Source organism: Streptomyces sp. BK239 (assembly GCF_004217285.1).
In the GTDB taxonomy this organism is placed as follows: domain Bacteria; phylum Actinomycetota; class Actinomycetes; order Streptomycetales; family Streptomycetaceae; genus Streptomyces.
In genome coordinates this window covers 537,693-563,367 of sequence record NZ_SHKS01000001.1, presented here as the reverse complement: position 1 = coordinate 563,367, position 25,675 = coordinate 537,693, and the positions used below count along the sequence as shown (strand labels likewise).

The 25,675-nt window shown below is 72.8% G+C and carries 19 protein-coding genes; 12 read left to right on the top strand and 7 right to left on the bottom strand.

Annotation, left to right across the window (positions count from 1 at the left end; genetic code table 11):
• The first annotated feature begins 159 nt into the window (after positions 1-159).
• Positions 160-2,256 carry a molybdopterin oxidoreductase family protein gene (locus tag EV567_RS02475; RefSeq protein WP_130436891.1) on the top strand — a complete coding sequence of 699 codons (2,097 nt, stop codon included), beginning with the start codon at positions 160-162 and terminating at the stop codon, positions 2,254-2,256.
• A gap of 7 nt (positions 2,257-2,263) precedes the next feature.
• Here EV567_RS02475 and EV567_RS02470 read toward each other — a convergent pair whose 3' ends face one another.
• Entirely contained in the window at positions 2,264-2,992 is a 729-nt protein-coding gene (locus tag EV567_RS02470; RefSeq protein ID WP_130436890.1) for a TetR/AcrR family transcriptional regulator, read from the bottom strand.
• A gap of 229 nt (positions 2,993-3,221) precedes the next feature.
• On the opposite strand from EV567_RS02470, the gene EV567_RS02465 reads away from it, so the two are divergent.
• Positions 3,222-4,724, top strand: coding sequence for an MFS transporter (locus tag EV567_RS02465; RefSeq protein WP_130436889.1), 1,503 nt, complete (start codon positions 3,222-3,224; stop codon positions 4,722-4,724).
• 103 nt (positions 4,725-4,827) lie between these two features.
• Here the strand turns inward: EV567_RS02465 and EV567_RS02460 are convergent, their stop codons facing one another.
• Both EV567_RS02460 and EV567_RS02455 read right to left on the bottom strand, forming a co-directional pair.
• Positions 4,828-5,544: a DUF6215 domain-containing protein gene (locus EV567_RS02460; RefSeq protein WP_130436888.1), complete on the bottom strand. Its 717-nt coding sequence runs from the start codon at positions 5,542-5,544 to the stop codon at positions 4,828-4,830.
• A 135-nt stretch (positions 5,545-5,679) separates the two neighbouring features.
• A complete protein-coding gene (locus EV567_RS02455) occupies positions 5,680-7,326 on the bottom strand; it encodes a M4 family metallopeptidase (protein ID WP_130436887.1) in 1,647 nt (548 codons plus the stop codon).
• Positions 7,327-7,495: 169 nt separating this feature from the next.
• On the opposite strand from EV567_RS02455, the gene EV567_RS02450 reads away from it, so the two are divergent.
• The 6 genes from EV567_RS02450 (at position 7,496) to nirD (ending at position 13,846) form a co-directional block, all read left to right on the top strand.
• Entirely contained in the window at positions 7,496-7,963 is a 468-nt protein-coding gene (locus EV567_RS02450; RefSeq protein WP_242620650.1) for a gamma-glutamylcyclotransferase family protein, read from the top strand.
• 272 nt (positions 7,964-8,235) lie between these two features.
• Positions 8,236-8,760, top strand: a complete 525-nt coding sequence (locus EV567_RS02445; protein WP_130436886.1) for a hypothetical protein — start codon at positions 8,236-8,238, stop codon at positions 8,758-8,760.
• A gap of 114 nt (positions 8,761-8,874) precedes the next feature.
• Positions 8,875-9,513 (top strand): class F sortase, encoded by a 639-nt coding sequence (locus tag EV567_RS02440; protein ID WP_130436885.1) that lies wholly within the window; start codon positions 8,875-8,877, stop codon positions 9,511-9,513.
• 138 nt (positions 9,514-9,651) lie between these two features.
• Entirely contained in the window at positions 9,652-10,863 is a 1,212-nt protein-coding gene (locus EV567_RS02435) for an NAD(P)/FAD-dependent oxidoreductase (RefSeq protein WP_130436884.1), read from the top strand.
• Entirely contained in the window at positions 10,863-13,460 is a 2,598-nt protein-coding gene (gene nirB / locus EV567_RS02430; RefSeq protein WP_130436883.1) for a nitrite reductase large subunit NirB, read from the top strand. Before EV567_RS02435 ends, nirB begins: the two co-directional genes overlap by 1 nt.
• Positions 13,457-13,846 (top strand): nitrite reductase small subunit NirD, encoded by a 390-nt coding sequence (gene nirD, locus EV567_RS02425; protein ID WP_130436882.1) that lies wholly within the window; start codon positions 13,457-13,459, stop codon positions 13,844-13,846. The genes nirB and nirD overlap by 4 nt, the downstream gene beginning before the upstream one ends.
• A 123-nt stretch (positions 13,847-13,969) precedes the next feature.
• Here the strand turns inward: nirD and EV567_RS02420 are convergent, their stop codons facing one another.
• Together EV567_RS02420 and EV567_RS02415 are read right to left on the bottom strand one after the other, a co-directional pair.
• Positions 13,970-15,460, bottom strand: coding sequence for a HAMP domain-containing sensor histidine kinase (locus tag EV567_RS02420; protein ID WP_130437543.1), 1,491 nt, complete (start codon positions 15,458-15,460; stop codon positions 13,970-13,972).
• Positions 15,457-16,503: a response regulator transcription factor gene (locus tag EV567_RS02415; protein WP_242620649.1), complete on the bottom strand. Its 1,047-nt coding sequence runs from the start codon at positions 16,501-16,503 to the stop codon at positions 15,457-15,459. Before EV567_RS02415 ends, EV567_RS02420 begins: the two co-directional genes overlap by 4 nt.
• Before the next feature lie 263 nt (positions 16,504-16,766).
• On the opposite strand from EV567_RS02415, the gene EV567_RS02410 reads away from it, so the two are divergent.
• Positions 16,767-17,372: a carbonic anhydrase gene (locus EV567_RS02410; protein ID WP_130436881.1), complete on the top strand. Its 606-nt coding sequence runs from the start codon at positions 16,767-16,769 to the stop codon at positions 17,370-17,372.
• Positions 17,369-19,597, top strand: coding sequence for a SulP family inorganic anion transporter (locus EV567_RS02405; RefSeq protein ID WP_347400476.1), 2,229 nt, complete (start codon positions 17,369-17,371; stop codon positions 19,595-19,597). Before EV567_RS02410 ends, EV567_RS02405 begins: the two co-directional genes overlap by 4 nt.
• 24 nt (positions 19,598-19,621) lie before the next feature.
• Here EV567_RS02405 and EV567_RS02400 read toward each other — a convergent pair whose 3' ends face one another.
• The gene (locus EV567_RS02400; protein ID WP_130436880.1) at positions 19,622-20,551 is read right to left on the bottom strand and encodes an oxidoreductase; all 930 of its coding nucleotides are present in this window, start codon (positions 20,549-20,551) and stop codon (positions 19,622-19,624) included.
• A gap of 177 nt (positions 20,552-20,728) precedes the next feature.
• Here EV567_RS02400 and EV567_RS02395 point away from each other — a divergent pair, with 177 nt between their 5' ends.
• On the top strand, positions 20,729-21,886 hold the full coding sequence (locus tag EV567_RS02395; protein WP_130436879.1) for an alkaline phosphatase PhoX: 1,158 nt from the start codon (positions 20,729-20,731) through the stop codon (positions 21,884-21,886).
• A gap of 125 nt (positions 21,887-22,011) precedes the next feature.
• Positions 22,012-22,479, top strand: a complete 468-nt coding sequence (locus EV567_RS02390) for an excalibur calcium-binding domain-containing protein (RefSeq protein WP_130436878.1) — start codon at positions 22,012-22,014, stop codon at positions 22,477-22,479.
• Positions 22,480-22,643: 164 nt separating this feature from the next.
• On the opposite strand, the gene ppdK is transcribed toward EV567_RS02390, so the two are convergent.
• Positions 22,644-25,391 (bottom strand): pyruvate, phosphate dikinase, encoded by a 2,748-nt coding sequence (gene ppdK, locus EV567_RS02385; RefSeq protein WP_130436877.1) that lies wholly within the window; start codon positions 25,389-25,391, stop codon positions 22,644-22,646.
• Between the last annotated feature and the right edge of the window lie 284 nt (positions 25,392-25,675).

The following is a 25,675-nucleotide window of genomic DNA, read 5'->3' as shown; positions in this document are numbered from 1 at the left end:
ACTTTCGCAACAGTGGCAACTCCGGAGGTGTATGGCGGCAACCCACAGGTGGGCCGGGCCACGCCTCACGCCGGGCGGCCGCCGCCGGGGAGGGCACCACCACACCGCCGTAACAGGACGCCGCACGTCGCGTAACACGGCCGACGCACGCTGGGGCGTATGGAGACCGCCTCGACGCCCACCCACTGCCCGTACTGCGCCCTGCAGTGCGGGATGGCCCTGTCGCCCCTGCCCACGGGGGGCGTCGAGGTGACAGAGCGGACCAGCTTCCCGGTGAACCGGGGCGCGCTGTGCGGCAAGGGCCGTACGGCGCCGGCGCTCCTGTCGTCCCGGGTGCGGCTGACCACCCCGCTGGTGCGCCGGAACGGCGAGCTGGCGCCCGCCGGCTGGGACGAGGCGCTCGACCTGATCGCCGGCGAGCTGGGCAGGATCCGCACGGAGCACGGCCCGGACGCGCTCGGGGTGTTCGGCGGGGGCGGGCTGACCAACGAGAAGGCCTACACCCTCGGCAAGTTCGCGCGGGTCGTGCTCGGCACCTCGCAGATCGACTACAACGGACGCTTCTGCATGTCGTCCGCGGCGGCCGGCGGGATCAAGGCCTTCGGCCTGGACCGCGGGCTGCCGTTCCCGCTGGAGGACATCCCTCGGACCGGGTGCGTGATCCTCGTCGGATCCAACGTCGCCGAGACCATGCCGCCGGCGCTGCGGTTCTTCCGTGAACTGCGCGAGAACGGCGGCACGTTGATCGTCGTCGATCCGCGCCGCACCAGGACCGCCGAACAGGCCGACCTGCATCTGGCGCCCCGGCCGGGGACCGATCTGGCGCTCGCGCTCGGGCTGTTGCACCTCGTCGTCGCCGACGGGCGGGTCGACGAGGATTTCATCCGCGATCGGACGTCCGGCTGGGAGGACGCGCGGGCCGCCGCGATGGCCCACTGGCCGGAGTACGTGGAACGGATCACGGGGGTGTCCGTTCCGCAACTCCGGGAGACCGTGCGGCTGTTCTGCGAGCCGGAGGCGGCGATGGTGCTCACCGCCCGCGGCCCCGAGCAGCAGGCCAAGGGCACCGACACGGTCGGCGCGTGGATCAACCTGTGCCTGGCCACCGGCCGGGCCGGGCGCCCGCTGTCCGGGTACGGCTGCCTGACCGGGCAGGGCAACGGGCAGGGCGGGCGCGAACACGGCCAGAAGGCCGACCAGTTGCCCGGATACCGCAAGCTGGACGACCCGGCGGCGCGGCGGCACGTGGCCGGCGTGTGGGGCGTGGACCCCGCCTCGCTGCCCGGACCGGGGCGCAGCGCGTACGAACTCCTGGACGCCCTGGGGCGGGACGTGCGGTCGCTGCTGCTGATGGGGTCGAACCCGGTGGTGTCCGCGCCGCGCGCGGCGCACGTCGAGGAGCGGCTGAGGTCGCTCGACTTCCTCGCCGTCTGCGACGTGGTGCTGTCGGAGACGGCCGCCCTCGCCGACGTGGTGCTGCCCGTCACCCAGTGGGCGGAGGAGAGCGGCACCACGACCAGCCTGGAGGGCAGGGTGCTGCTGCGGCGGCAGGCGGTCAGCCCGCCGGAGGGCGTGCGCAGCGACCTCGAGGTCATGCACGCACTGGCGGCGCGGCTCGGGGTGGAGAAGGGCTTCCCGACCGACCCCGAGGAGGTCTTCGAGGAACTGCGCCGGGCGAGCGCGGGCGGCCCGGCGGACTACTCCGGGATCACTTACCGGCGGCTGGCGGAGGAGGACGGCGTGTTCTGGCCGTGCCCGGCGGACCCGGGCGCTTGTGACGCCCCGCCCGTGCACCCCGGCACGCCCCGCCTGTTCCTCGACCGGTTCGCCACCCCCGACGGGCGGGCCCGGTTCGTGCCGGTGTCGCACCGGGCGGCGGCGGAGGAGCCCGACGCCGAGTACCCGGTGCTGCTGACCACCGGGCGGGTCCTGGCGCAGTACCAGTCCGGCGCCCAGACCCGCCGCGTGGACGAGCTGAACGCCGCCGCGCCCGGCCCGTTCGTCGAGCTGCACCCCCGGCTGGCGGCGCGGCTCGGGGCGGCCGAGGGCGACCCGGTCGCCGTGGTCTCCCGGCGGGGCCGGGCGGTGGCGCCGGCCCGGATCACCGCCGGCATCCGGCCCGACACCGTCTTCATGCCTTTCCACTGGCCGGGCGAGGGCCGCGCCAACACGCTCACCAACCCGGCGCTGGACCCGACCTCGCGGATGCCGGAGTTCAAGGTGTGCGCGGTGCGGCTGGAGGCCGTGACCGCGTGAGCACCCGTCAGCGGGGCAGCCGCAGCGCGAGTCCGTCGAGGACGACCTCCAGGCCGTAGGCGAACTTGGCGTCGCGCAGGGCGGCCGGGTCGGCGGTGGCGGGCCCGGCGTCGGCGTAGGAGGCGGCGAGGTGGTCGTGTCCCGCGGCGGCCTCCTGGGCGGCGGGCATGAGGCGGGCGATGAACTCGGCCTCGGTCTGCCCGGAGCGGGCGACCGTGATCAGCCAGGCGCCCTCGGTGGTGCTCATCCCGATGACGTACGACAGGACGGTGTCGATCGCGCCGTTCGGCTCGGGGAAGCCCGCGTCGGCGAAGAGGGCGGCGAGGCGCTCCGAGTACGCCATGAGGTTGGGGCCCAGGTAGGCCAGGCCCGCCTGGCCGAGGACCGAGGAGAGCCAGGGGTGGCGCAGGGCGGTGGCCCGGAACGAGGACGCCGCCCCGGTGACCGCGGCGCGCCAGTCGGACCCGGCGGGCGGTACGTGGATCTCGGCGGCGACCGCGTCCACGGCGAGCTCCATCAGCTCGTCCTTGGTGGCGACGTGCCGGTAGAGGGAGGTCGCGCCGGCGTTCAGACGGGCGCCGAGCTTGCGCATGCTCAGGGCCTCCACACCCTCGGAGTCGAGCATCGCGATCGCCTCCCGCACGATCGCGTCCCTGCTGAGCGCGGGCTGTTCGGGCTCCCGGCGCTGCCGGGCCCAGACGGACGGGATGGGGTTCGGGTTCGCCTTGGCGGCCACGGCATCGGCTCCTTGTGCTCGTTCACGGTTACGCCGGCCTGAGGGGTCCTGACGCGGAGGGGACCGCGCGCGCCCTGCGGCGCGTCACTCCCGCGGGCAGCCCCTGCGTACAACGTTCGCATCCAGCGTACAGAATTCAAGCCTTGCGCACACCGTTCCGCTATGCGTACAGTGTGCGCATCGAAGGAACGGCGTTCGCAGCGCCGGTCAGGGAGCGAAGGGAAGCCCCATGGAAACCCGCAATCCACGCCGCTGGTGGATCCTCGTCGTGCTCTGCCTCAGCACGCTGGTGCTGGTCATCGACAGCATGGCCCTGACCGTGGCGGTGCCGTCGATGACGGAGGAGCTCGGAGCGAGCGCCCAGGACACCCAGTGGATCCTGGACTCCTACATCCTGGTCTTCGTGGGTCTGCTGCTGACCTCCGGCAGCCTGGGCGACCGGTTCGGCCGCCGGAAGGTGATGCTGGTCGGGCTGCTGCTCTTCGGAGCCGCCTCACTGGCGGCGACCTTCTGCACCACCCCCGGGGAGGTGATCGCCTCCCGTGTCGCGATGGGCGTCGGCGGAGCGCTGATCATGCCGTCCACGCTGTCCATCCTCATCACCGTCTTCGACGAGGAGGAGCGCGGCAAGGCCATGGCGGCCTGGGGCTCGGTGTCGATGCTCGGCCTGGTCGGCAGCCCGGTGCTCGGCGGACTGCTGATCGACCACTTCTCCTGGCAGTCGATCTTCCTGATCAACGTCCCCGTCGTCGCCCTGGCCGTCGTCGCCGGCGTCACCCTCATGCCGGAGTCGAAGGGCCCGTACCAGAAGGCGGACCCGCTGGGCGCGGTGCTGTCGGCGGCGGGCATGACCGCGCTGGTCTGGTGGATCATCGAGATCCCGCAGCACGGCGCGTTCACCGGCTGGGGCGGGGTCACCTTCGCGGCCGCCGTCGCCCTGCTCGCCGGCTTCGTGATCTGGGAGAACGTCACCCCCTCCCCCATGGTCCCGCTGGTCCTGTTCAAGCAGCGCAACTTCAGCGGCGGTTCCCTCTCGCTGACCCTGGTGCAGATCGGCAACGGCGGCCTGCTGCTCGTCCTCACCCAGTACCTCCAGTTCGTCCTCGGTTACTCCGCCCTCAAGGCCGGCCTCGCCTTCCTGCCCCTCGCCGTCACCGCGCTCATCGGCAACGGCGGCGGAGTCAAGCTCGCCGCGAAGATCGGCGACCGCTTCGTGATCCTCGCCGGCATGCTGGTGATGGCGGCCTCGTTCGCCCTGCTGACGACCGTCGAGGCGGACGGCGGCTTCACCGTCCCCGCGGTGGGCCTCGCCCTGCTCGGCCTCGGCGCCGGAATGGCGATGCCCGCCGCCGTCGCCGCCCTGATGGGCACCATCCCCGAGGACAAGGCGGGCGTCGGCTCGGCCCTCAACGACACCGTCCAGCAGGCCGGCACCGCCCTCGGCATCGCCATCCTGGGCTCGCTGCTCACCCACGGCTACCGGGCCGGGATGCCGGCCGACGCCCCCGAGCAGGCCCGCCACTCCATCGTCGGCGCCCTCGCGACGGCGGGCGACGACGCGAGCCTGGCACAGGCCGCCCGCGAGGCGTTCACCTCCTCGATGACCACGACCTTCACCGTCAGCGCGGTGGGCGTGCTGGCGGCCGCGGTCCTGGCGACGCTGGTGATGCGCGACAAGAAGCCGGCGCCGCGGACGCAGGACACGCCTCAGGACGCCGAACTGGCCGCCTGAACCGCACGCCCCGCCGCCACGGCTTCCCACGCGCGAAAGGCCGGCACCCCGTCAGGGGGCCGGCCTTCGGCTGTCTCCGCGCGGCAGGCGTCGCGGCGAGCCGTCAGAGGGCGGGCTGCCAGCCGGGGATCGTGGGGAGCACCGTCTGCGCGACGCGCAGGAGCGCCGCGTCGTCGGGCGTCCCGGAGTCCTGGCGCCAGACGGCCACCTCGTAGGAGCCGCCGCCGTCCTCGGGATCCCGGGCGACCACCAGACAGCGGGCCACATGGCTGGGGGCGCTCTCGCTCTTGTCGCCGCGGATCCTGAACGCCATGGTCCGGTTCGAGTAGAGGACCGCCGGACGCCCGAGGACGGTCTGCTCCCGGGCGCCGCCGCCGAGCAGGCCGGCCATCCCGGACACCGGGTAGTCGTCGTAGGACGCCGACAGTTGCACGGTGTACGTGCTCAGCCCGACCTTCGCCTCGGGGCTCGGCCCGTCGCCGAGCGAGATGCCGTCGTCGGCGCTGCCGAGCGAGGTGGGCTTCTCCCCCGGCGTGCCGAGCAGCGCCGGCAGGTCCGGGCGGTTCAGCGCCCGGCAGAGCTGGTCACCGGTGAGGTAGTCGGCCTTCTTCTTGCCGGCGGCGGGCGCGGAGGCGGTGGCCGACGCGGACGGCGTCGACGTCGAGCAGGTGAGCGTGCTCGCGCTGCTCTCCGAGGACCGCTGCTGCATCACCCACAGCCCGCCGCCGAGCGCCCCCACCACCACGAACGCCGCGATGACCTGGCCCCACGCGTTCGACGGGCCCCCGGAGCCCTCCGGTCTTCCCGAAACGTCCGCCATTACCGCCGGTACCCCCTGGTCATCCTGTGTCCCCTGACTCCCCCGGCGCGCACCTCTCGCGCGCGCCGGGGGAGCCTAACGGGTCGACTGGATCCGGGGAAGCGGTTTCCGTGTGGAAGTGCCGGTCCCGCGCGGTCAGTTCACGTTCACCGCGCTCCAGGCGGCCGCCACCGCCTTGTACTCCGTGCTGCCGGCGCCGTAGAGGTCACGGGCGGCGTTCAGGGTCGCCGTGCGCGCCCCCGCGTAGTTGGTGGAGGAGGTCATGTAGACGGTCAGGGCGCGGTACCAGATCTTGCCGAGCTTGTCCCGGCCGATGCCCGTCACCGTGGAGCCGTTGGACGTCGGGGAGTTGTAGCTGACGCCGTTGACGGTCTTGGCGCCGCTGCCCTCCGCGAGGAGGTAGGCGAAGTGGTTGGCGACGCCGGAGGAGTAGTGGACGTCGAGGCCGCCGACCGAGCTGCTCCAGTAGTCGGCGGAGCTGCCGTCCTTGCTGGGCTTGTCCATGTAGCGCAGGGCGTCCCGGCCGAAGCCGGAACGGACGATCTTCTCGCCGATCAGGTAGTCGCCGACGTCGGAGGAGTTGCCCGCGTGGAACTCCACGAGGGAGCCGAAGATGTCGGAGGTCGCCTCGTTGAGGCCGCCGGACTCGCCCGAGTAGGTCAAGTTGGCCGTCTTGGAGGTCACGCCGTGGGACATCTCGTGGCCGGCCACGTCCAGGGAGACCAGCGGGCCGAGCTGCGTGCCGTCACCGTCGCCGTAGGTCATGCAGAAGCAGCTGTCGTCCCAGAAGGCGTTGTTGTACCGGGTGCCGTAGTGGACGCGGTTGTAGGAGCCCTTGCCGTCGCCGGCGATGCCGTTGCGGCCGTGGACGTTCTTGTAGTAGTCCCAGGTCACGTCGGTGCCGTACTGGGCGTCCACGGCGGCGGTGGAACGGTCGGCGCTCGCGCCGGTGCCCCAGTGGTTGTCGGTGTCGGTGAACAGCGTCGCGGGGGCGCGGCTGATGCAGATGCCGAAGATGCACAGGTCGGTCTTGTTGGCCGCGTCGCCGGTGTAGGTGTTGCCGCGGGTGGGGTCCTTGAGCTGGTACGCCGAGCCCGAGGCGGTGGTCTCCAGCGCGACCGTGCCGCCGTAGAGGGACTTGCCGTCGCCGGTCGCGGTCTCCAGGGTGTCCCAGGCGTCGATCTGGGCACCGGTGCGGGCGTCGGTGAGGACGGCGCGGGCGACCGGGTTGCCCCGGGCGTCCAGGGCGGCGACGTTCGTCTGCCAGGCGAGCTTCGGAGCGCCGTGCAGCGCGTCGACGACCAGTCTCGGCTTCGCGGTCACCTTCTTCAGCGGCTGACCGAGGTGGCGGGCCCGCAGCGCGTTCGCGGCGGTGTCGGCGGCCTTCGGGGCGGTCAGCGTGGGGATGATGCCCGGCAGCGCGATCTCGGCGCGGGTGGCCCTGTCCGCTCCGCGGTAGGCGCCGTCGGGGGCCAGGTGGACCACGAAGTCGCCGCCCAGCACCGGGAGTTGCCGGTAGGTGCGGTCGTAGCGGATGTGCTGGACGCCGTCCTTGTCGACGATCACGTCGCGGACGGCGGTGCTCTGGGCGTCGGTCAGCCCCAGGCTCGTCGCGTGATCGGCGAGCGCGGTGGCCGCGTTGTCCAGTGCGACGGCCCGGGTGGGCCGGTCGGCCGCGTCGGCGGCCGGGGTGAGTACGGCGGCCATGAGGGTGGCCGTGGTGGCGGCGATGCCGGCCGTGGCCAGTCGGGAGCCTCGGGCGTGCTGCCGTATCCGACTCATCTGTCTCCTCGGTGTCCTCGGGAACGCGCGCAAGGGCGCGTTCGGGAAGGCGTGCTGCGCCGTGCGGCGCGTGGGGGTGGCGCTGAGGTCGTCCTGAGATTTAAGAGGCCATGACATGTCATGTCCATAGCGCCGCGTGCGGGTGCGGTGAGGGGAGAGAATCGTTTCCGTGACCACCACGACCGCCGTGAGCACAGGGCCCGCGCCGGAGCTCCCGTTCTTCGTCTACGGGACCCTCCGCCCCGGCGAGCCCAACCACGCGCTCTTCCTGCGCGGCCGCACCAGCCGCGAGGAACCGGCCCGCCTCGGTGACGCCGTGCTGTACGACGGGCCGGGCTATCCCTACGTCGTGGAGGAGTCCGGCGGCGTCGTGACCGGCGACCTCGTCACCGCCCTGCCGGAGGCGTACGGGTCCCTCCTCGCCGAGCTGGACCGGCTGGAGGAGTACCGGCCGGGCGATCCGCGCAACCTGTACGAGCGGGTGGCCCGCGAGGTGGTCCTCAGCGGCGACGGACGCCGGGTCCGGGCCTGGCTGTACCTGGCAGCGCCCCCCGTGGCGGCGCGACTGCGGACACGCGGCGGCCGCATCGAGAGCGGGGACTGGCGCGGGCGGGGCGCGTGGGGCGAAGAGGGCTGAGCCGGGGGCGCGCGGGGCCGTGCGGTCACCCGTTCACACGCTTCTCCCGGGGTTTTCCCGGCGGTGGCCGCCGGACGGCGGTGACCTGGTGAAACACCGTTGCAGAGGGGCCCCGTGGCGTCCGCCCGACACCCGTTCACCCCCTTTCTGACGCGTTCTCAGGAAGCGCGCTCGCGCCGCCGGCCCTTTGCTCGGTAGGGCAGGGCGCGACCGACGCAGCGGCACATGGGGATGCCGCGGGCCGTGGTCCTGGACGAGTTCGAGGAGCACCGATGCGACGAACGGCCGCCCGTCTGCTGACCGGTGGAACGCTCGCCCTCGCCGCCGCGGGCGCGGTCGCCGTGCCGGCGTACGGCGCGGGCGGCGGCCGGCTGGTGGTGGCCCCCGCCACCGCCGTGCCGGGCGGCGACGTCACCGTGACCACGGCGGCCTGCGGCGGCCGCGGCGCGGCGGCGGGCGACGCGGGCGCGGTCGGCGCCGGCCGGTTCACGCTGGCGCCGGGCACGGACGGCGGCGCCGCGGTCGGCCGGTTCCGGGTGCCGCCGAGCGCGCATCCGGGGACGTACGAGATCGTCGCGGAGTGCGCGTCCGACGGACACAAGGTCACCGGGGACCTGGTGGTGACGCTGAGTCCGGCGCGGGAACAGGTGTACCCGCGCGGAAGTGTGAAGACGGGGGTCGGCGGCGCCCTGGGCCCCGACCCCGTGCAGACCGCGGCCGGCGTGACGGCTCTCGCCGTCGCCGCCGCGGGCGGTACCTGGCTCCTGCATCGCCGGGCGAGAGGCGACGGGATCTGACGGACACCCTCCGCTGTCCGTCCGCCGGTACCGCATGTCCCTCCCCCTCCGGGCCCGACGCCCCTCGCGGCCCGGAGGGGGGCATGGGGCCCACCACCGAGAGGGGATCGCCGGATGCGCAGAACGCCCAGACCCCGCGGGGTCGCGAACACCGCGATAACCGTCGTCACCGGGGTCGCGCTCTGCTCGGGCGTGTGGCTGCTGGTCGGCGCGGCCGACCGCCCCGCCCCGCCCCAGCCGTCCGCGGCCGAGGCCCGCCCCGGCGGCGCCGACGTCCGCGCCGCGCCGGCGCTGCCGGCCTCCCCGCCCGACCGCGTCCGCATACCCTCCATCCACGTGGACGCCCCCCTGACGGGGCTGGGCCTGACCGAGTCCGGCAGCCTCGACGTGCCGGACCCCGCACGCGCGAACCTCGCCGGCTGGTACGAGGCCGGCGTCACCCCCGGCGAGACGGGCACCGCGATCGTCGCCGGCCACGTGGACAACGCCGACGGCCCCGCCGTCTTCTACGACCTGGGCGCCCTGAAGAAGGGCGCCGCCATCGAGGTGGACCGGCGCGACGGCGCCGTCGCGGTGTTCACGGTCGACGCGGTCGAGGTGTACGAGGCGAGCGCCTTCCCCGACCGCAAGGTGTACGGCGCCGCCCCCCGCCCCGAACTGAGGGTGATCACCTGCGGCGGCGGCTACTCCCGCTCGACCGGCTACCGGGGCAACGTGGTCGTCTTCGCCCACCTCACGGGCGCCCGCCGGTGACCTGAGCCGGTCTCACAGAGGCCGTTCGCCGGTCCCGGGAACCCTCACACCCACCGCACCGCCCCGCTGAGGGCAGCGTTCCCCGCGGGAAACAACCGTGATGCGGTCGGGAAACCTCAGCAGCGCACGCTCGACGGCATGACCTCGAATTCGCGTGTGGTGGTGATCGGCGCCGGCCTCGCGGGCGTACGACTCGCCCGCCGGCTCGGCGAGCTGGGCACGCCCGCACTGCTCGTCGGCGACGAGGAGCACGCCCCGTACAACCGGGTCCTGCTCGCCGAGGTGCTGGCCGGGCGGTACGCCCCCGAGGTGATCGCGACACCCGCGCCCGCCCGGACCGTCCGCGCCCGGGTGACCGGAATCGACCGCGACCAGCGGGCCGTGATCTGCGCGGACGGCTCCCGGATCGCGTACGGCACGCTGGTCCTGGCCACCGGCTCCAACCCCGTACTGCCCCCGCTGCGCGGCCTCTTCACCCCCGACCACGTCCTGCCCGCGGGCGTCCACGCCTTCCGGACCATGGACGACTGCCTGGGCCTGTCCGAGGCGGTCCGGCCGGGCGTGCGGGCCGTCGTCATCGGCGGCGGGCTGCTCGGCGTCTCCGCCGCCCGCGCCCTCGCGCTGCGCGGCGCGCAGGTCGTCCTCGCCCAGCAGGCCGAGCGGCTCATGGAGCGCCAGCTCGACCCGGCGGCCTCCGCCCTGGTGCGCGCCCACCTCGCCGGCCTCGGCGTGGAGATCCACACCGAGTGCCGGGTGCGGGACGTCCGCTGCGTCGGCGGCGCCGTCCGCTCGGTCGAGATGGCCGACGGATACGCCCTCGACGCCGAGCTGGTGGTGCTGGCCTGCGGGGTCTCCCCGCGCGCCGGCCTGGCCAGGGACGCGGGCATCGACGTCGGCAAGGGCATCCTCGTCGACGACGAACTGCGCACCTCGGACCCGCACATCCATGCGATCGGGGACTGCGCGCAGCACGACGGGACCGTGTACGGGCTGGCGGCTCCCGCGTACGAACAGGCCGACGCGCTCGCCGCGTTGCTGGCCGGGAACGCCGACTCCCGCTACACCGGCACCCGTTCCCTGACCCGGCTCACCCTCTCCGGGCACGGCCCCTTCGACCTCGCCGCGTTCGGCGAGACACAGCCGCGCCCCGGCGACGACGTCGTGCAGCTCGCCGACGCCACCCGCGGCACCTACCGCAAGGTCGTCGTCCGCGACGACCGCCTGGTCGGCGGCGTGCTCGTCGGCGAACTCGGCACCGTCGGCGCGCTCGCCCGCGCCTGGGAGGGAGCAGAGCCGCTCCCGGACGACGGCCCCCTGCTCCACCTGCTCACCAACGATGGAGGCTTCTGATGACGGCCACCCCGGGGGCGAACCCCACGATCGTGCTCGTCGGCCACGGCATGGTCGGCCAGCGCTTCCTCGAAGCGCTCGCCGAGCGCGGCCTGACCGCCACGCACCGCGTGGTCGTGCTCTGCGAGGAGCCCCGCCCGGCGTACGACCGCGTGGCCCTCACCTCGTACTTCTCGGGGAAGACCCCCGAGGAACTCTCCATGACCGACATGGAGTTCATCGCCGCGCAGGGCATCGAACTGCACGTCGGCGACCCGGCGGTGACCGTCGACCGCGAGAACCGCAAGGTCACCGCCCGGTCCGGGCAGGTCTTCGACTACGACGTGCTCGTCCTGGCCACCGGCTCCTACCCGTTCGTGCCGCCGGTGCCGAACAAGGACGCCGAGGGCTGCTTCGTCTACCGCACCATCGACGACCTCCTCGCGATCGAGGAGTACGCGAAGCGCAAGGCGACGGTCGGCGCGGTCGTCGGCGGCGGCCTGCTCGGCCTGGAGGCCGCCGGAGCCCTCAAGGGACTCGGACTCACCTCCCACATCGTGGAGTTCGCGCCGCGCCTGATGCCGGTGCAGGTCGACGACGGCGGTGGCGCGGCGCTCCTGCGCACCATCGAGGACATGGGACTGAGCGTCCACACCGGCGTGGGCACCCAGGAGATCGTCGTCGACGAATCCGGCGCCGTCACCGGCATGAAGCTGTCCGACGGCTCCGAACTCGCCACCGACATGGTGGTGTTCAGCGCCGGTGTCCGCCCCCGCGACCAGCTCGCCCGCGACTGCGGACTGACGGTCGGCGAGCGCGGCGGCATCACCGTCGACGAGCAGTGCCGCACGGTGAACGACCCGCACGTCTTCGCGATCGGCGAGTGCGCGCTGGCCTCCGACGGCCGGGTGTACGGCCTGGTGGCCCCCGGCTACGAGCAGGCCGAGACGGCGGCGGCGACCATCGCCTCCGACGAGGCGTCCTTCGTCGGCGCCGACCTGTCCACCAAGCTGAAGCTGCTCGGCGTGGACGTGGCCTCCTTCGGCGACGCGCACGGCACCGCCGAGGACTGCCTCGACGTCGTCTACTCCGACTCGCGCTCCGGCCTGTACAAGAAGCTGGTCATCGGCCGCGACGGCACCCTGCTCGGCGGCATCCTCGTCGGCGACGCGGACGCCTACGGCACCCTGCGGGCGCTGACGGGCTCCGTGCCGCCGGTGGCCCCCGAGTCGCTGGTCCTGCCGGCGGACGCGGGCGGCGGCGCCCAGCTCGGCCCGTCCGCGCTGCCGGACGAGGCGGTCGTCTGCTCCTGCCACAACGTCACCAAGGGCGCGATCCGCGGCGCGGTCACCGAGCACAGCTGCACCACCGTGCCCGAGGTCAAGAAGTGCACCAAGGCCGGCACCGGCTGCGGCAGTTGCGTCAAGGTGCTCGGGCAGCTCGTCACCGCCGAGCTGGAGGCGAGCGGCGTCGAGGTCGACAAGGGCCTGTGCGGCTGCTTCGGGCAGACCCGCGAGGAGCTGTACGAGATCGTCCTCGCCCTGCGCATCAACACCTACCAGGACCTGCTGGACCGCTACGGCCGCGACGGCGCCCGCGGCGGCGACGGCTGCGACGTGTGCAAGCCCGCCGTCGCATCGATCATCGCCTCCCTCGCCCCGACGATCGGCGCGAGCGGCTACGTCCTCGACGGCGAGCAGGCCGCGTTGCAGGAGACCAACGACCACTTCCTCGCCAACCTGCAGAAGAACGGCTCCTACTCGGTCGTGCCGCGCATCCCCGGCGGCGAGATCACCCCCGAGGGCCTGATCGTGATCGGCGAGATCGCCCGCGACTTCGGCCTCTACACGAAGATCACCGGCGGTCAGCGCATCGACATGTTCGGCGCGCGCGTCGAGCAACTGCCGCTGATCTGGACCCGGCTGGTCGACGCCGGCTTCGAGTCCGGGCACGCCTACGGCAAGTCGCTGCGCACCGTGAAGTCCTGCGTGGGCCAGACCTGGTGCCGCTACGGCGTCCAGGACTCCGTCCGCATGGCGATCGACCTGGAGCTGCGCTACCGGGGCCTGCGCTCCCCGCACAAGCTGAAGTCGGCCGTCTCGGGCTGCGCCCGCGAGTGCGCCGAGGCCCAGTCGAAGGACTTCGGCGTCATCGCCACCTCCAACGGCTGGAACCTGTACGTCGGCGGCAACGGCGGCGCGACCCCGCGCCACGCCGACCTGCTGGCCCAGGACCTGTCCGACGCCGAACTGGTGCGCCTCATCGACCGGTTCCTGATGTTCTACATCCGCACCGCCGACCGCCTGGAGCGCACCTCGACCTGGCTGGAGCGCATCCCCGGCGGCCTGGACCATGTGCGGGACGTCGTCGTGGAGGACTCCCTCGGCATCTGCGAGGAGCTGGAATCCCTGATGACGGCCCATGTGGCGCACTACGCCGACGAGTGGGCGACCACCATCAACGACCCCGAGAAGCTGGCCCGGTTCGTGTCCTTCGTGAACGCGCCGGACACCCCCGACCCGGTCGTCGGCTTCGTCCCCGAGCGCGAGCAGATCAAGCCCGACCTGCCGCTGCTGACCATCGGCCACCGTCCCCTGGAAGGGAGCGCCCAGCGATGACACTGGCACCCGAGACGACCGACCTCAAGATCCAGCTGCGGTGGGGAGGTCACGACGAGGGCCCCGAGAGCTGGTTCACGGTCTGCGACCTCGACGTGCTGCTGCCCGGCCGCGGCGTGGCCGCCCTGCTGCCGGACGGCCGCCAGGTCGCCCTGTTCCGCGACCGCGGCGGAGCCCTGTACGCGATCGACAACCGCGACCCCTTCAGCGGCGCGGCGGTCCTCTCCCGCGGCCTGACGGGCACCCACCAGGGCCGCCCCTTCGTGGCCTCCCCGCTGCTGAAGCAGCGCTTCGACCTGCTGTCGGGCCAGTGCCTGGACGACGAGACGGTCCGCGTGACGACGTACGAGGTGCGCGCGGCCAGTCCCAGCCTGTCCGGCGTCTGAGGTCGAGGCCCGTTCAGGGCCGTACCCGTCCGCGGGGGCGGCAGCCCCCGGGGACGAGTACGGGCGGCGGGGGCGAGGACCCATGGCGGTCACCACCCCACCGTCCTCCGCCTCGAGCCCGCCTCAGTGCCGCCCCGGGGCCGCCGCCTCCTGCAACGGTCTGGCCGGGCGGGGCGCCTCCGCCCCGGGCCCGCCCCGCCCCGCCACCGCAGGCAGGCGGATCAGCGCGTCCAGACCGCCGCTCGGGGCGCGGCGCAGCACCGCCTCCCCGCCGCTCGCGTGGGCCAGCCGCTGCACCAGTGCCAGGCCCAGGCCCGTACCGCCCTTGGGGGCGTCGGGGGCGCGCCAGAAGCGGTCGAAGGCGCGACGGCGCTGCTCCTCGGTCATGCCGGGGCCCTCGTCCATGACGTGCAGCTCGATCCAGGCGGGACCGTTCGCGCGGTGCGGGAAGCGGCGCTCGGGGGGTGTGTGGCGGCGCGGGTCGATCGTGACCGCGGTACCGGGGGGCGACACCCGCAGGGCGTTGGAGAGCAGGTTGTCGAGGATCTGCTCCACCGCCCCGGGGACGGCCGTCACCTCGCCCCGGTAGTCGCCCGCCAGCGTCAGCCACACCCCGTGCCGCTCGTACAACGCGGCCCAGGCGCGCCGGCGTTCCTCGCACACCCGGCCGAGGTCCACCCGTTCCCGTTCGGCGGCGCTCTCGTCGAGCCGGGCCATCGCGAGCAGACCCTCCACCATCCTGGCCAGCCGGTCGGTCTCGGTCAGCGCGGCGTCGAGGCTGCCCCGGGCGTTGAGGGCGATGTCGTTCTCGAGGTTCTCCAGCCGCAGCCGCAGCGCCGCGAGCGGCGTCTTCAGCTGGTGCGAGGCCTCGCCCGCGAAGGCGCGCTGAGAGGCCAGGAGGTGTTCCAGCCGGGCGGCGGTGCGGTTGAAGGTCGCGGCGAGACTGCGCACCTCCGGCGGCCCCTTGGTGATCGCCACCGGCACGGCCGTGCCGCCGACCGCCAACTCGTTGGTGGCACGCTCCAGTTCACGGATGGGCCGGCCGGTCCAGCGGGCGATGGCGAAGCCCACGACGGCGACGGCGACGAGCGCCGCGAGTCCGCCGAGCGCCAGCAACAGCCAGACGTGGTGCACCCGTTCGTGCACCGTGCGGGTCGGCACGGTGATCCGGACGGCGCCCTGCAGCTCGCCGCCCTGCGCCACCGGGGTGGCCACAGCCAGGTACTCGACCCCGCCGATGGTGGAGGTGCGCACGTCCGCCGTGGCCGTCCCCCGCAGCGCGGCGGCGATGCCGGGCCAGGAGGCGAGTCTGCGCTCCTCGTCGGCGGTCAGCGGATGCGAACTGGCCAGCAGACCGCCCGACCCGTCGACGATCAGCACCTTGCCGCCGATCCGCTCGGCGCAGTGTGCGGCCCGCCCGGGAAGGTCCTGCGCGGCGCGGCCTTCGGCGATGGACAGCGAGGCGAACGCCGACACCGAGTCCGCCTCGTCCTCGGCCAGGCCGGTCACCCGCTCGCGCTCGCCCCGCGAGTACACGAACCCCAGCGGGATCTCCAGACAGGCCAGGAGCAGCACGGCGAGCGTGAGATAGCTGAACAGCAGCCGCCGGGTCATCGAGAGGCCGCCGACCACTGCTGCGAGGGGTGCGGTTCGCCGTAGGCGGGCGGTTCGTGCGCCGATGGACGCGCACCCGGTGGGGCCGACTGCACCGCCAGCCGGAAGCCCACCCCGCGCAGCGTCTGGATCCACGCCGGGTTGCCCAACTTCCTCCGCAGGGTGGCGACATGGACGTCGAGGGTCTTCGTCGGGCCCTCGTAGTGCGGGTCCCACACCCGGTCGAGGATCTGCTGCCGGGAGTAGACCGCCCCCGGGTCCTCGGTGAGCAGCGCGAGCAGTTCGAACTCCTTGGGCGTGAGCGCCACGGCGCCCTCCCCCACCCACACCTGCCGCGTCCGCCGGTCGACGACCAGGGGCCCGACCTCCCCGCCGGCGACCTCGACGGGCGCGGGCACCGGGTCGTAGGGGGCGGGGGTGTGGGCGGTGTGGACACTGGGGGCGTACGCGGGGGCCGGGGCGGAGTGGGGGGCGTGGGTCCGGGGCGCGGGGGCCTGGGTTCGGGGCGCTGAGGCCTGGGTTCGGGGCGCGGGGGCGGTGAAGTCCGTGCCGCCGAAAGGCTCGCCGGTGAAGGGTTCGCCGCCGAAGGGCTCCCCGCCGAACGGGGCCCGTCCGTCCACGGGGACGCCCGCGGGGGGTTCCGCTCCCCCGAACTCGGCTCCTCCGAACTCGGGCGTGACCACCCCGCGTTGGGTCCGCCGTGTCACCGCCCGCACCCGAGCCACCAGCTCCCGCATACTGAACGGCTTCGCCAGGTAGTCGTCGGCCCCCAGCTCCAGGCCCAGCACGCGGTCGGCCTCCTCGCCCCGCGCGCTGAGGATGATGACGGGGACGTCCGAGACCTGCCGGATGCCGCGGCAGACGTCGATGCCGTCGATGTCCGGCAACCCCAGGTCGAGCAGGACGACATCGCCGTACGGCCCTCTCAACCCCTCGCCACCGGTGCGCACATGGTGCACCGTCAGCCCGAAGTTCCCGAGACCCTCGACGAGCGGTTCGGCGATCGTCTGGTCGTCCTCGATGAGCAGGACTCGTACGCCCATGCGTTTCCGTCTCTCCCGTGAACCGATTTCGCGTGTTCCGTGGAGCCGTCACGCTACAAGAACGGTCAGTAATACGTCGATCGATTCCAGCCCTGTGTGATCAGCGGCTCAGCATCGGACAAAATATGTCCCGACCCTGTCGACGATTTAGTGTTCCTCTAACCTTCGCCTGGCGATCGCCCCTCTACGGTGAGTCAGGCCTGGTCGGCCTCGTCCCTCCGACCAGGCCTCACCTGGCCGGACACACCCCACCGGGAGGAACCGTGAAGGCATTGCTGGACCGCGCGCGCTCGTTCAAGCGACGGGTCGACTTCGAAAGCGGCGAATACCGGAGGCTGGCCGAAGGCCAATATCCCGAGGCATTGTTCATCACCTGCTCGGACTCACGGGTGATACCCGCGCTCATCACCGGAGCGCGCCCCGGAGAGATATTCGAGCTGCGCAACGCGGGCAATATCGTCCCGCCGCACAGCCGGCCGGGCGCCTCGGGCGAGGCCGCCACCATCGAGTACGCACTGGAGGTGCTCGGCGTTCAGGACGTCGTCGTGTGCGGTCACTCCCACTGCGGTGCGATGGGCGCGCTCAAGTCGGGCGACGACCTCTCCGCCCTGCCCGGCGTGGACGCCTGGCTGCAACTGGCCCGCCCCCGGCTGGCGTCCGTCCTGGACGGGGAAGCGGCAGCCCCCACGCTGCCCGACGTCGTCCAGCGGAACGTCGTCAACCAGCCGGCGGTGCTGCGTGGTTACCCGGCGGCCCGGCGGCGGCTCGACGAGGGACGGCTGCGACTGCACGGCTGGTACTACGAGGTGGACACCGGTCAGGTGCACGAGCTGGACGACGACGGCCTGTTCCGGGTGCACGCGGCATGAGCGGCGCACACGCACGGCACGGCTGGGGCCGGGGCGGCGGTTCGGGGTCGCCGGGGACGGAAAGCCCGGTCGGAGCACGGGACTTCGCCGCGGACGGCGGGTTCCCCGGCGCGCCGCCACGACCGGCAGGACCACCGGCCGGGTACGGAGCGCCGGCCGGGTACGGAGCGTCGGCCGGGTACGGAGCGTCGGCCGGGCACGGCACGTCTGACGCCCGCAGCGAGACGGCCTCCTTCGACCGCGCGGCCGAGTTCGACCGCGCGGCCGACTTCGACCGCGCCGCCGACTTCGACCGGGGCTTTCCCGCGCCGGACGGCAGCGACCCCTTCGACCGCAGCGACCTCTTCACCCCGGAACCGGCGAACGCGCCGCCGGCCGCCGAACGGCCCTCCCTCGGGAAGGCGTTCGCCTTCGTGCGCGGGAAGGCCTCCGGCGGCGGGGAGTCCGCCGCCGGCGTGTCCTCCGCCGCCCCGAAGGGCGACCTGGCCACCGAGATCACCGCGTCCCTCGTCGTCTTCCTGGTCGCGCTCCCGCTGTGCATCGGCGTGGCCGTGGCCTCCGGGGTCCCCGCCGAGCTGGGCATCATCTCGGGTGTCATCGGCGGCCTGGTGGTGGGCATGGCCCGCGGCAGCACCCTCCAGGTCAGCGGCCCGGCCGCCGGTCTCGCCGCGCTGGTCTCGGAGACGGTGCTGGAGCACGGCGTCGTCATGCTCGGCGTGATCGTGTTCTTCTCCGGGCTGCTTCAGATCGTCCTCGGGCTGGTCAGGTTCGGCCGGTTCTTCCAGGCGATCTCCCTGGCCGTCGTCCAGGGCATGCTCGCCGGCATCGGCCTGCCGCTGATGTTCAGCCAGGCCTACCCGGCGGCCGACGCGAAAGCTCCCGGAACGCCGATCGAGAACATGGCCGGCATCCCCGGACTGCTCGCGGACACCTTCGGCGACCCGCAGACGATGATCGCGGCCGGCCTCGGCATCGCCACGGTCGTCCTGAGCTTCCTGTGGAAGAAGGCGCCCGGCCCGGTCAACAAGATCCCGGCCGCACTGGTCGCCGTGGGCGTCGGCATCGCGATCGCCGCGCTGCCCGGCGTGGAGGTGAAGACCCTCCAGGTGGGCAATCTCCTCGCCGCCGTCGACGTGCCCGGCGCAGGGCAGTTCGCGGGTCTCGCGGACGCCGGCGTCATCACCGCGATCCTGACCTTCACCGTGATCGCGTCCGCCGAGTCGCTGTTCACCGCGGCCGCGGTCGACCGAATGCACGACGGACCGCGCACCCGCTACAACCCCGAGCTGATCGCGCAGGGCGCCGGCAACACGGTCGCCGGACTCCTCGGCGCGCTGCCCATCACCGCGGTGGTGGCCCGCAGTTCGGCCAACGTCCAGGCGGGCGCCAAGACGCGGCTCTCCCGCACCCTGCACGGCCTGTGGCTGCTCGCCTTCGCCCTGCTGCTCCCCCAGGTGCTGGCACTGATCCCGGTCTCGGTCCTCGCGGGTGTGCTCATCCACAGCGGCTGGAAGCTGTTCGCGCCCGCGGAGTTCCCGAAGATGTGGAAGCAGGACCGCGGCGAGTTCACGGTGATGACGCTCACCACGCTGGTCATCGTGGCGACCGCGCTGCTGGAGGGCGTCCTGTTCGGTCTTGCGGCGGGGATCGTGCTGGCGGCGGTGCGGATGTCGCAGACGGTGATCCGGCAGCACGTGGAGGACGACACCGCGAAGGTGGTGATGGCGGGGAACGCGACGTTCCTGCGCCTGCCCCAGGTCATCGAGGCCCTGGAGGCCGCGGCCGAGTCGGGCAGGCCCAGGATCAGGCTCGACCTGACCGGCGTGACCCACCTCGACCACGCCTGCCGCAGCCAGGTGGAGGAGTTCACCGCCCAGCAGCGCGGCAAGGGTCTGCGGGTGGAACTGCTGATGCCGGGTCCGGCGAAGCCGCGGAGCACGGAGGAGGCCACCGCGCAGCCGGCGGAGCCGGCGACGGACCGGCACCCGGCCGGCTCCACAGCAGCGGGCCGTCTCCCCCGCCGCCCGACCTTCGCCCCCGGGAGGCCCGCCCGGCACGGCTCGGAGACCTCCCCCGAGCCGCCTCGTGCCCACGCCGACGCCCACGCCCCGGCCGCCGCCCCCGGCCCCACGGCCGAGTGGTTCTACCTGGACACCCGGCCCATGCCGGAGGACTTCGCGGAGCGGTACGCACAGGAATACGCCCCGGGGTACGCGCAGAACTGAGCCCCGCCCGCCGGGGGATGTCGGCTACCCCTTGAGCCCCTCGAACCGCACCCCCGTGAGCCGCTCCGACTCCGTCCACAGCCGTTCGCCCGCCCGGTCCTCCAGGGTCCAGGGGGCCCGCCACGACGGGCCGGGCGCCCCGCGCCACATCGCGCGGGACGGGCCGGTGAAGGAGTCGGGGCGCACGCCCGGCGCGGTCGCGGCGTACAGGGTGGGCAGGGCACCCTCCTCGGCGGACTGGGCGAAGACGCGGTTGCCGGCCTCCACCAGCCGTTCGGCGCGCCGGCGCCCCTCGGCGCGGACCCCGGCGGTCTGGAGGTTGGTCGCCGCGTACCCGGGGTGCGCGGCCGCCGCGATCACCTCGGCGCCGGCTTCGTCGAGCCGTCGGGCCAGTTCGTGGGTGAAGAGCAGGTTGGCGGTCTTGGACCGACCATAGGCGATCCAACGGCGGTAACGCCGCTCGCTGTTGAGGTCGTGCGGGTCGATGTTGCCGAGCACGTGGGCCATGCTGGAGACGGTCACCACGCGCGCGCCGGGCGTGTCGAGCAGCGTGGGCAGCAGCAACCCGGTGAGGGCGAAGTGGCCGAGGTGGTTGACGCCGAACTGCGTCTCGAAGCCGTCGGCGGTGGTGCCGTAGGGCAGCGCCATCACACCGGCGTTGTTGACGAGCAGGTCGAGCCGCGCATGGGGAAGACGGGCCGCGAACTCCCGTACGGAGGCGAGGTCTCCGAGATCCAGTGGCCGCAACTCGATCTCGGCGCCCGGCACTTCACCGGCCAGCCGCTCGACGGCCTCCCGCCCGCGTGACTCGCTGCGGCAGGCCAGCACCACGTGTGCGCCCCGCCGGGCCAGCTCCCGCGCCGTGACATACCCGATCCCGCTGTTGGCGCCGGTGACGACCGCCGTGCGGCCGGACTGATCGGGGATGTCGGGCGTGCTCCAGGCGACAGACATGAAGCTCTCCTTCCGCTTATGCCCCCAGCGTAGGCACGCCCGTCCGTGCGCCCGCATCCCGACACCTCCCCATTACGTCATGTCCACGACACGGTTACCCTGCGCTTCTAGCCTCTCTCACCGCACGACCCCGCCGCCGGCCGGTGGCGGGCCGGTGTCGACACTCCTGGAGCTGACGTGGAACGTCGTACCCTCCTGCGTGCGGCCGTGCTCGGCGGGACCTCCGCCGCGCTCGGCGGAACCCTGTGGCGCGGCGCCGCGTACGCCGCGCCCGCCCAGCCCGGCGCCGGACCGTACGGGGCGCTCGGCGCTCCGGACGCGAGCGGCATCCGCCTCCCGGCCGGTTTCACCAGCCGGGTGATCGCCCGCTCCGGGCAGACAGTGCCCGGCACCTCGTACACCTGGCACAACGCCCCCGACGGCGGAGCGTGTTACGCCGACGGAACCGGCTGGATCTACGTGTCCAACTCGGAGATCAACCCGTCGGGCGGCGCGAGCGCGGTGCGGTTCTCCTCGACGGGGACGGTCACCTCGGCGTACCGCGTGCTGTCCGGCACCCGCACCAACTGCGCCGGCGGGAAGACGCCTTGGAACACCTGGCTGTCCTGCGAGGAGGTCGACCGGGGGTACGTCTACGAGACCGATCCGTGGGGAGTGAAGGCGGCGGTGCGGCGGGACGCGATGGGCCGCTTCAAGCACGAGGCGGCGGCCGCCGACCCGGTCCGTCAGGTGATCTACCTGACGGAGGACGTCTCCGACGGCTGCTTCTACCGCTTCCGCCCGACGACCTGGGGCGACCTGTCCGCCGGGACGCTGGAGGTGCTGGTGGCGGGCAGCGCGACCAGCGGCCCGGTCCGCTGGTCCCGGGTCCCCGACCCCACCGGCGCCACCGCCACCCGCAACCAGGTGTCCGGCGCCAAGCGCTTCAACGGCGGCGAGGGCTGCTACTACGCCGACGGCGCCTGCTGGTTCACGACGAAGGGCGACAACCGCGTCTGGCGGTACAACCCCGCCGCCGAGACCATCGAACTCGCCTACGACGACTCCCTGGTGGCGAGCGGCACACCCCCGCTCACGGGCGTGGACAACGTCACCGGCACCGCGTCCGGCGACCTGTTCGTCGCGGAGGACGGCGGCAACATGGAGATCTGCGTCATCACCCCGGACGACGTCGTCGCCCCCTTCCTCCGCGTCGACGGCCAGTCCCTCTCGGAGATCACCGGCCCGGCCTTCTCCCCCGACGGCACCCGCCTCTACTTCTCCAGCCAGCGCGGCACCTCGGGCAGTTCGTCGGGCGGCATCACCTACGAAATACGGGGCCCGTTCCGCTCGTGACCCCAACGGGACCCGTCCACCCTGCCGGTTCACACAATCATCACAACTAGGCCACATCTGCTCCACTTCAATGGATCACGGCTTACCGTCGTCCCTTCAAGCACCAGCCCTGGGGGGACGACACCATGACCAACCCGTACGCCACCGCTGCTCCCGTCCCGCCCAAGTGGGCCCGCAAGCGCTTCGTCCTGCCGGCCCTGGCACTGGCGCTGTTCGTCGGCGTCGGCATCGGCGCCGGCGACGACGGGAAGGCCGCCTCTGACGCCAAGCCCCTCTCGGCCGAGCCCCGCCCGACGGTGACCGTCACCACGACGGCCACGGCGACTGCCACGGCGGCGCCACGCCCCGCCACGACCGTGACGGCCACGGCGACGGTGAAGGTGCAGGTCACCAAGACGGTCACCGCGCCGGCACCGGCGAACGACGACACGACGTCCGACGACCAGGGCACCTCCGGGGGCTCCGGCGGCGCCGACGTGTACTACGCCAACTGCACCGAGGCCCGGGCCGCCGGCGCCACCCCGCTGCACCCGGGCGACCCCGGCTACGACCGCCACCTCGACCGCGACGGCGACGGCTCGGCCTGCGAGTAGCAGCCCCCGAAGCCCGGCCCACACAACACAAGAGGGCGACACCCCCGCACAGGGTGTCGCCCTCCTCTTGCGTGCCGGAGCCGTCGCGATCGGTGCTGAGGGTCGGGGACCGCGGCGGCTCCGGGGTCGGGCGGGCCCTCGGGGATGCCGAGGACCCGGCGGGGTCAGCGGTGGTCGCTGCCCGTGGACTGCGTGGCCGCCCGGCCCGCTTCCAGGCGGGCCACCGGGATGCGGAACGGGGAGCAGGAGACGTAGTCCAGGCCGGCCTCGTGGAAGAAGTGCACCGACTCCGGGTCGCCGCCGTGCTCGCCGCAGACGCCCAGCTTGAGGTCGGGGCGGGTCGCACGGCCCGCCTCCGCCGCCAGCTTGACCAGCGAGCCCACGCCGTCCTTGTCGATCGTCTCGAACGGGGAGACGCCGAAGATGCCCTTCTCCAGGTAGGCCGTGAAGAACGAGGCCTCCACGTCGTCGCGGGAGAAGCCCCACACCGTCTGGGTGAGGTCGTTCGTGCCGAAGGAGAAGAACTCCGCCGCCTCGGCGATCTGGCCCGCCGTGAGCGCGGCGCGCGGCAGCTCGATCATCGTGCCGATCGCGAGCTTCAGCTCGGTGCCCGTGGCCTCCTGCACCTCGGCGATGACCTGGTCGGCCTCCTCCCGCACGATCTCCAGCTCCTGAACCGTGCCGACGAGCGGGATCATGATCTCGGCGCGCGGGTCGCCCTTGGCGTTGCGGCGCTCGGCGGCCGCCTCGGCGATGGCGCGGACCTGCATCGTGAACAGGCCGGGGATGACCAGGCCGAGCCGTACGCCGCGCAGACCCAGCATCGGGTTCTGCTCGTGCAGACGGTGGACGGCCTGGAGCAGGCGCAGCTCGTTCTCGTGGGGCTCCTGACGGGACTCCGCCAGGGCCACGCGGACCGACAGCTCGGTGATGTCGGGGAGGAACTCGTGCAGCGGCGGGTCCAGGAGGCGGATCGTCACCGGGAGGCCGTCCATCGCCGAGAAGAGCTCGACGAAGTCCTTCTTCTGCAGCGGGAGCAGCGCCTTCAGGGACTCCTCGCGCTCGGCCTCCGTGTCGGCCAGGATCAGCCGCTCGACCAGCTCACGGCGGTCGCCGAGGAACATGTGCTCCGTGCGGCACAGGCCGATGCCCTGGGCGCCGAAGCGGCGGGCGCGCAGCGCGTCCTCGGCGTTGTCTGCGTTGGCGCGGACCCTCAGGCGCCGCTTGCGGTCGGCGAAGGCCATGATCCGGTGGACCGCCTCGACCAGTTCGTCGGCGTCGTGGGCGCCGGCGTGCATACGGCCCTCGAAGTACTCCACGACCGGGGAGGGGACCACCGGGACCTCGCCCAGGTAGACCTTGCCGGAGGAGCCGTCGATGGAGATGACGTCGCCCTCCTCCACCACGTGGCCGCCCGGCACGGTCATCCGGCGGCGCTTGGTGTCGACCTCGAGCTCCTCCGCGCCGCAGACACAGGTCTTGCCCATGCCGCGCGCGACGACGGCCGCGTGGGAGGTCTTGCCGCCGCGGGAGGTGAGGATGCCCTCCGCCGCGATCATGCCGTCGAGGTCGTCGGGGTTGGTCTCACGGCGGACCAGGATGACCTTCTCGCCCGAGCGGGACCACTTGACGGCGGTGTACGAGTCGAAGACCGCCTTGCCGACCGCCGCGCCCGGTGAGGCGGCGATGCCCCGGCCGACCTGCGCGATCTTCGCGTCCTCGTCGAAGCGGGGGAACATCAGCTGGGCGAGCTGGGCGCCGTTGACGCGCTGGAGCGCCTCCGCCTCGTCGATGAGCCCCTGGTCCACGAGCTGCGTCGCGATGCGGAAGGCCGCGCCCGCGGTGCGCTTGCCGACGCGGGTCTGGAGCATCCACAGCTGGCCGCGCTCGATGGTGAACTCGATGTCGCAGAGATCCTTGTAGTGGTTCTCCAGGGTCTCCATGATCTGCATCAGCTGGTCGTACGACTTCTTGTCGATCGACTCCAGCTCCGCGAGCGGGACCGTGTTGCGGATGCCCGCGACGACGTCCTCGCCCTGGGCGTTCTGGAGGTAGTCGCCGTAGACGCCCTGGTGGCCGGAGGCGGGGTCGCGGGTGAAGGCGACGCCGGTGCCGGAGTCGGGGCCGAGGTTGCCGAAGACCATGGAGCAGACGTTGACGGCCGTGCCGAGGTCGTGCGGGATGCGCTCCTGGCGCCGGTACAGCTTGGCGCGGTCGCCGTTCCACGAGTCGAAGACGGCCTTGATGGCGAGGTCCATCTGCTCGCGCGGGTCCTGCGGGAAGTCCCGGCCGGCCTCGGTCTTGACGATCTTCTTGAACTTGGTGACGAGCTTCTTGAGGTCGGCCGCCTCCAGCTCGGTGTCGACGGTGACCTTCTTGGCCGCCTTCGCCGCCTCCAGCGCGTCCTCGAACAGCTCGCCGTCGACGCCGAGGACGGTCTTGCCGAACATCTGGATGAGGCGGCGGTAGGAGTCCCAGGCGAAGCGGTCGTCGCCGGCCTGCTTGGCCAGGCCCTGGACCGACTTGTCGGAGAGCCCGATGTTCAGGACGGTGTCCATCATGCCGGGCATGGAGAACTTGGCGCCCGAGCGGACGGAGACGAGGAGCGGGTCGTCGGCCTGGCCGAGCTTCTTGCCCATCTTGCCCTCGAGGGCGTCGAGGTGGGCGCTGACCTCGTCACGCAGTGCCACCGGCTCGTCGCCGCTGTCGAGGTAGACCTTGCAGGCCTCGGTGGTGATGGTGAACCCGGGCGGGACCGGCAGGCCCAGGTTCGTCATCTCGGCGAGGTTCGCGCCCTTGCCGCCGAGGAGGTCCTTGAGGTCCTTGTTGCCCTCGGTGAAGTCGTAGACGAACTTCACGCTCTCAACGGTCGCGGCCTGATCGGCTACCGGGAGATCTTTGTTTTCCGACACGGGTCTCGACTCCTCGAGGACGCGGTGGCTGCCCTGACGGCCAGGAACATACCCAGATCGAAGGCTTCTGGGTACGTCCACTTGCGCGTCATGCGCCCGTAACCGGTCGCCCGCCACGGGATCGAAAGTCAAAGCTGGGCAAGCGTTGAGCAGCCTATGTTTTCACTTCTTGAACGCAAGCCTCTCGACGAGCCCCGCAAAACGCTCATCTGAGCGGCTTGCGCCACGCTTGATTTCGATCGATGAACGATCAAAGGGTGGCACTCAGTGCCAGTCCTTGAGGA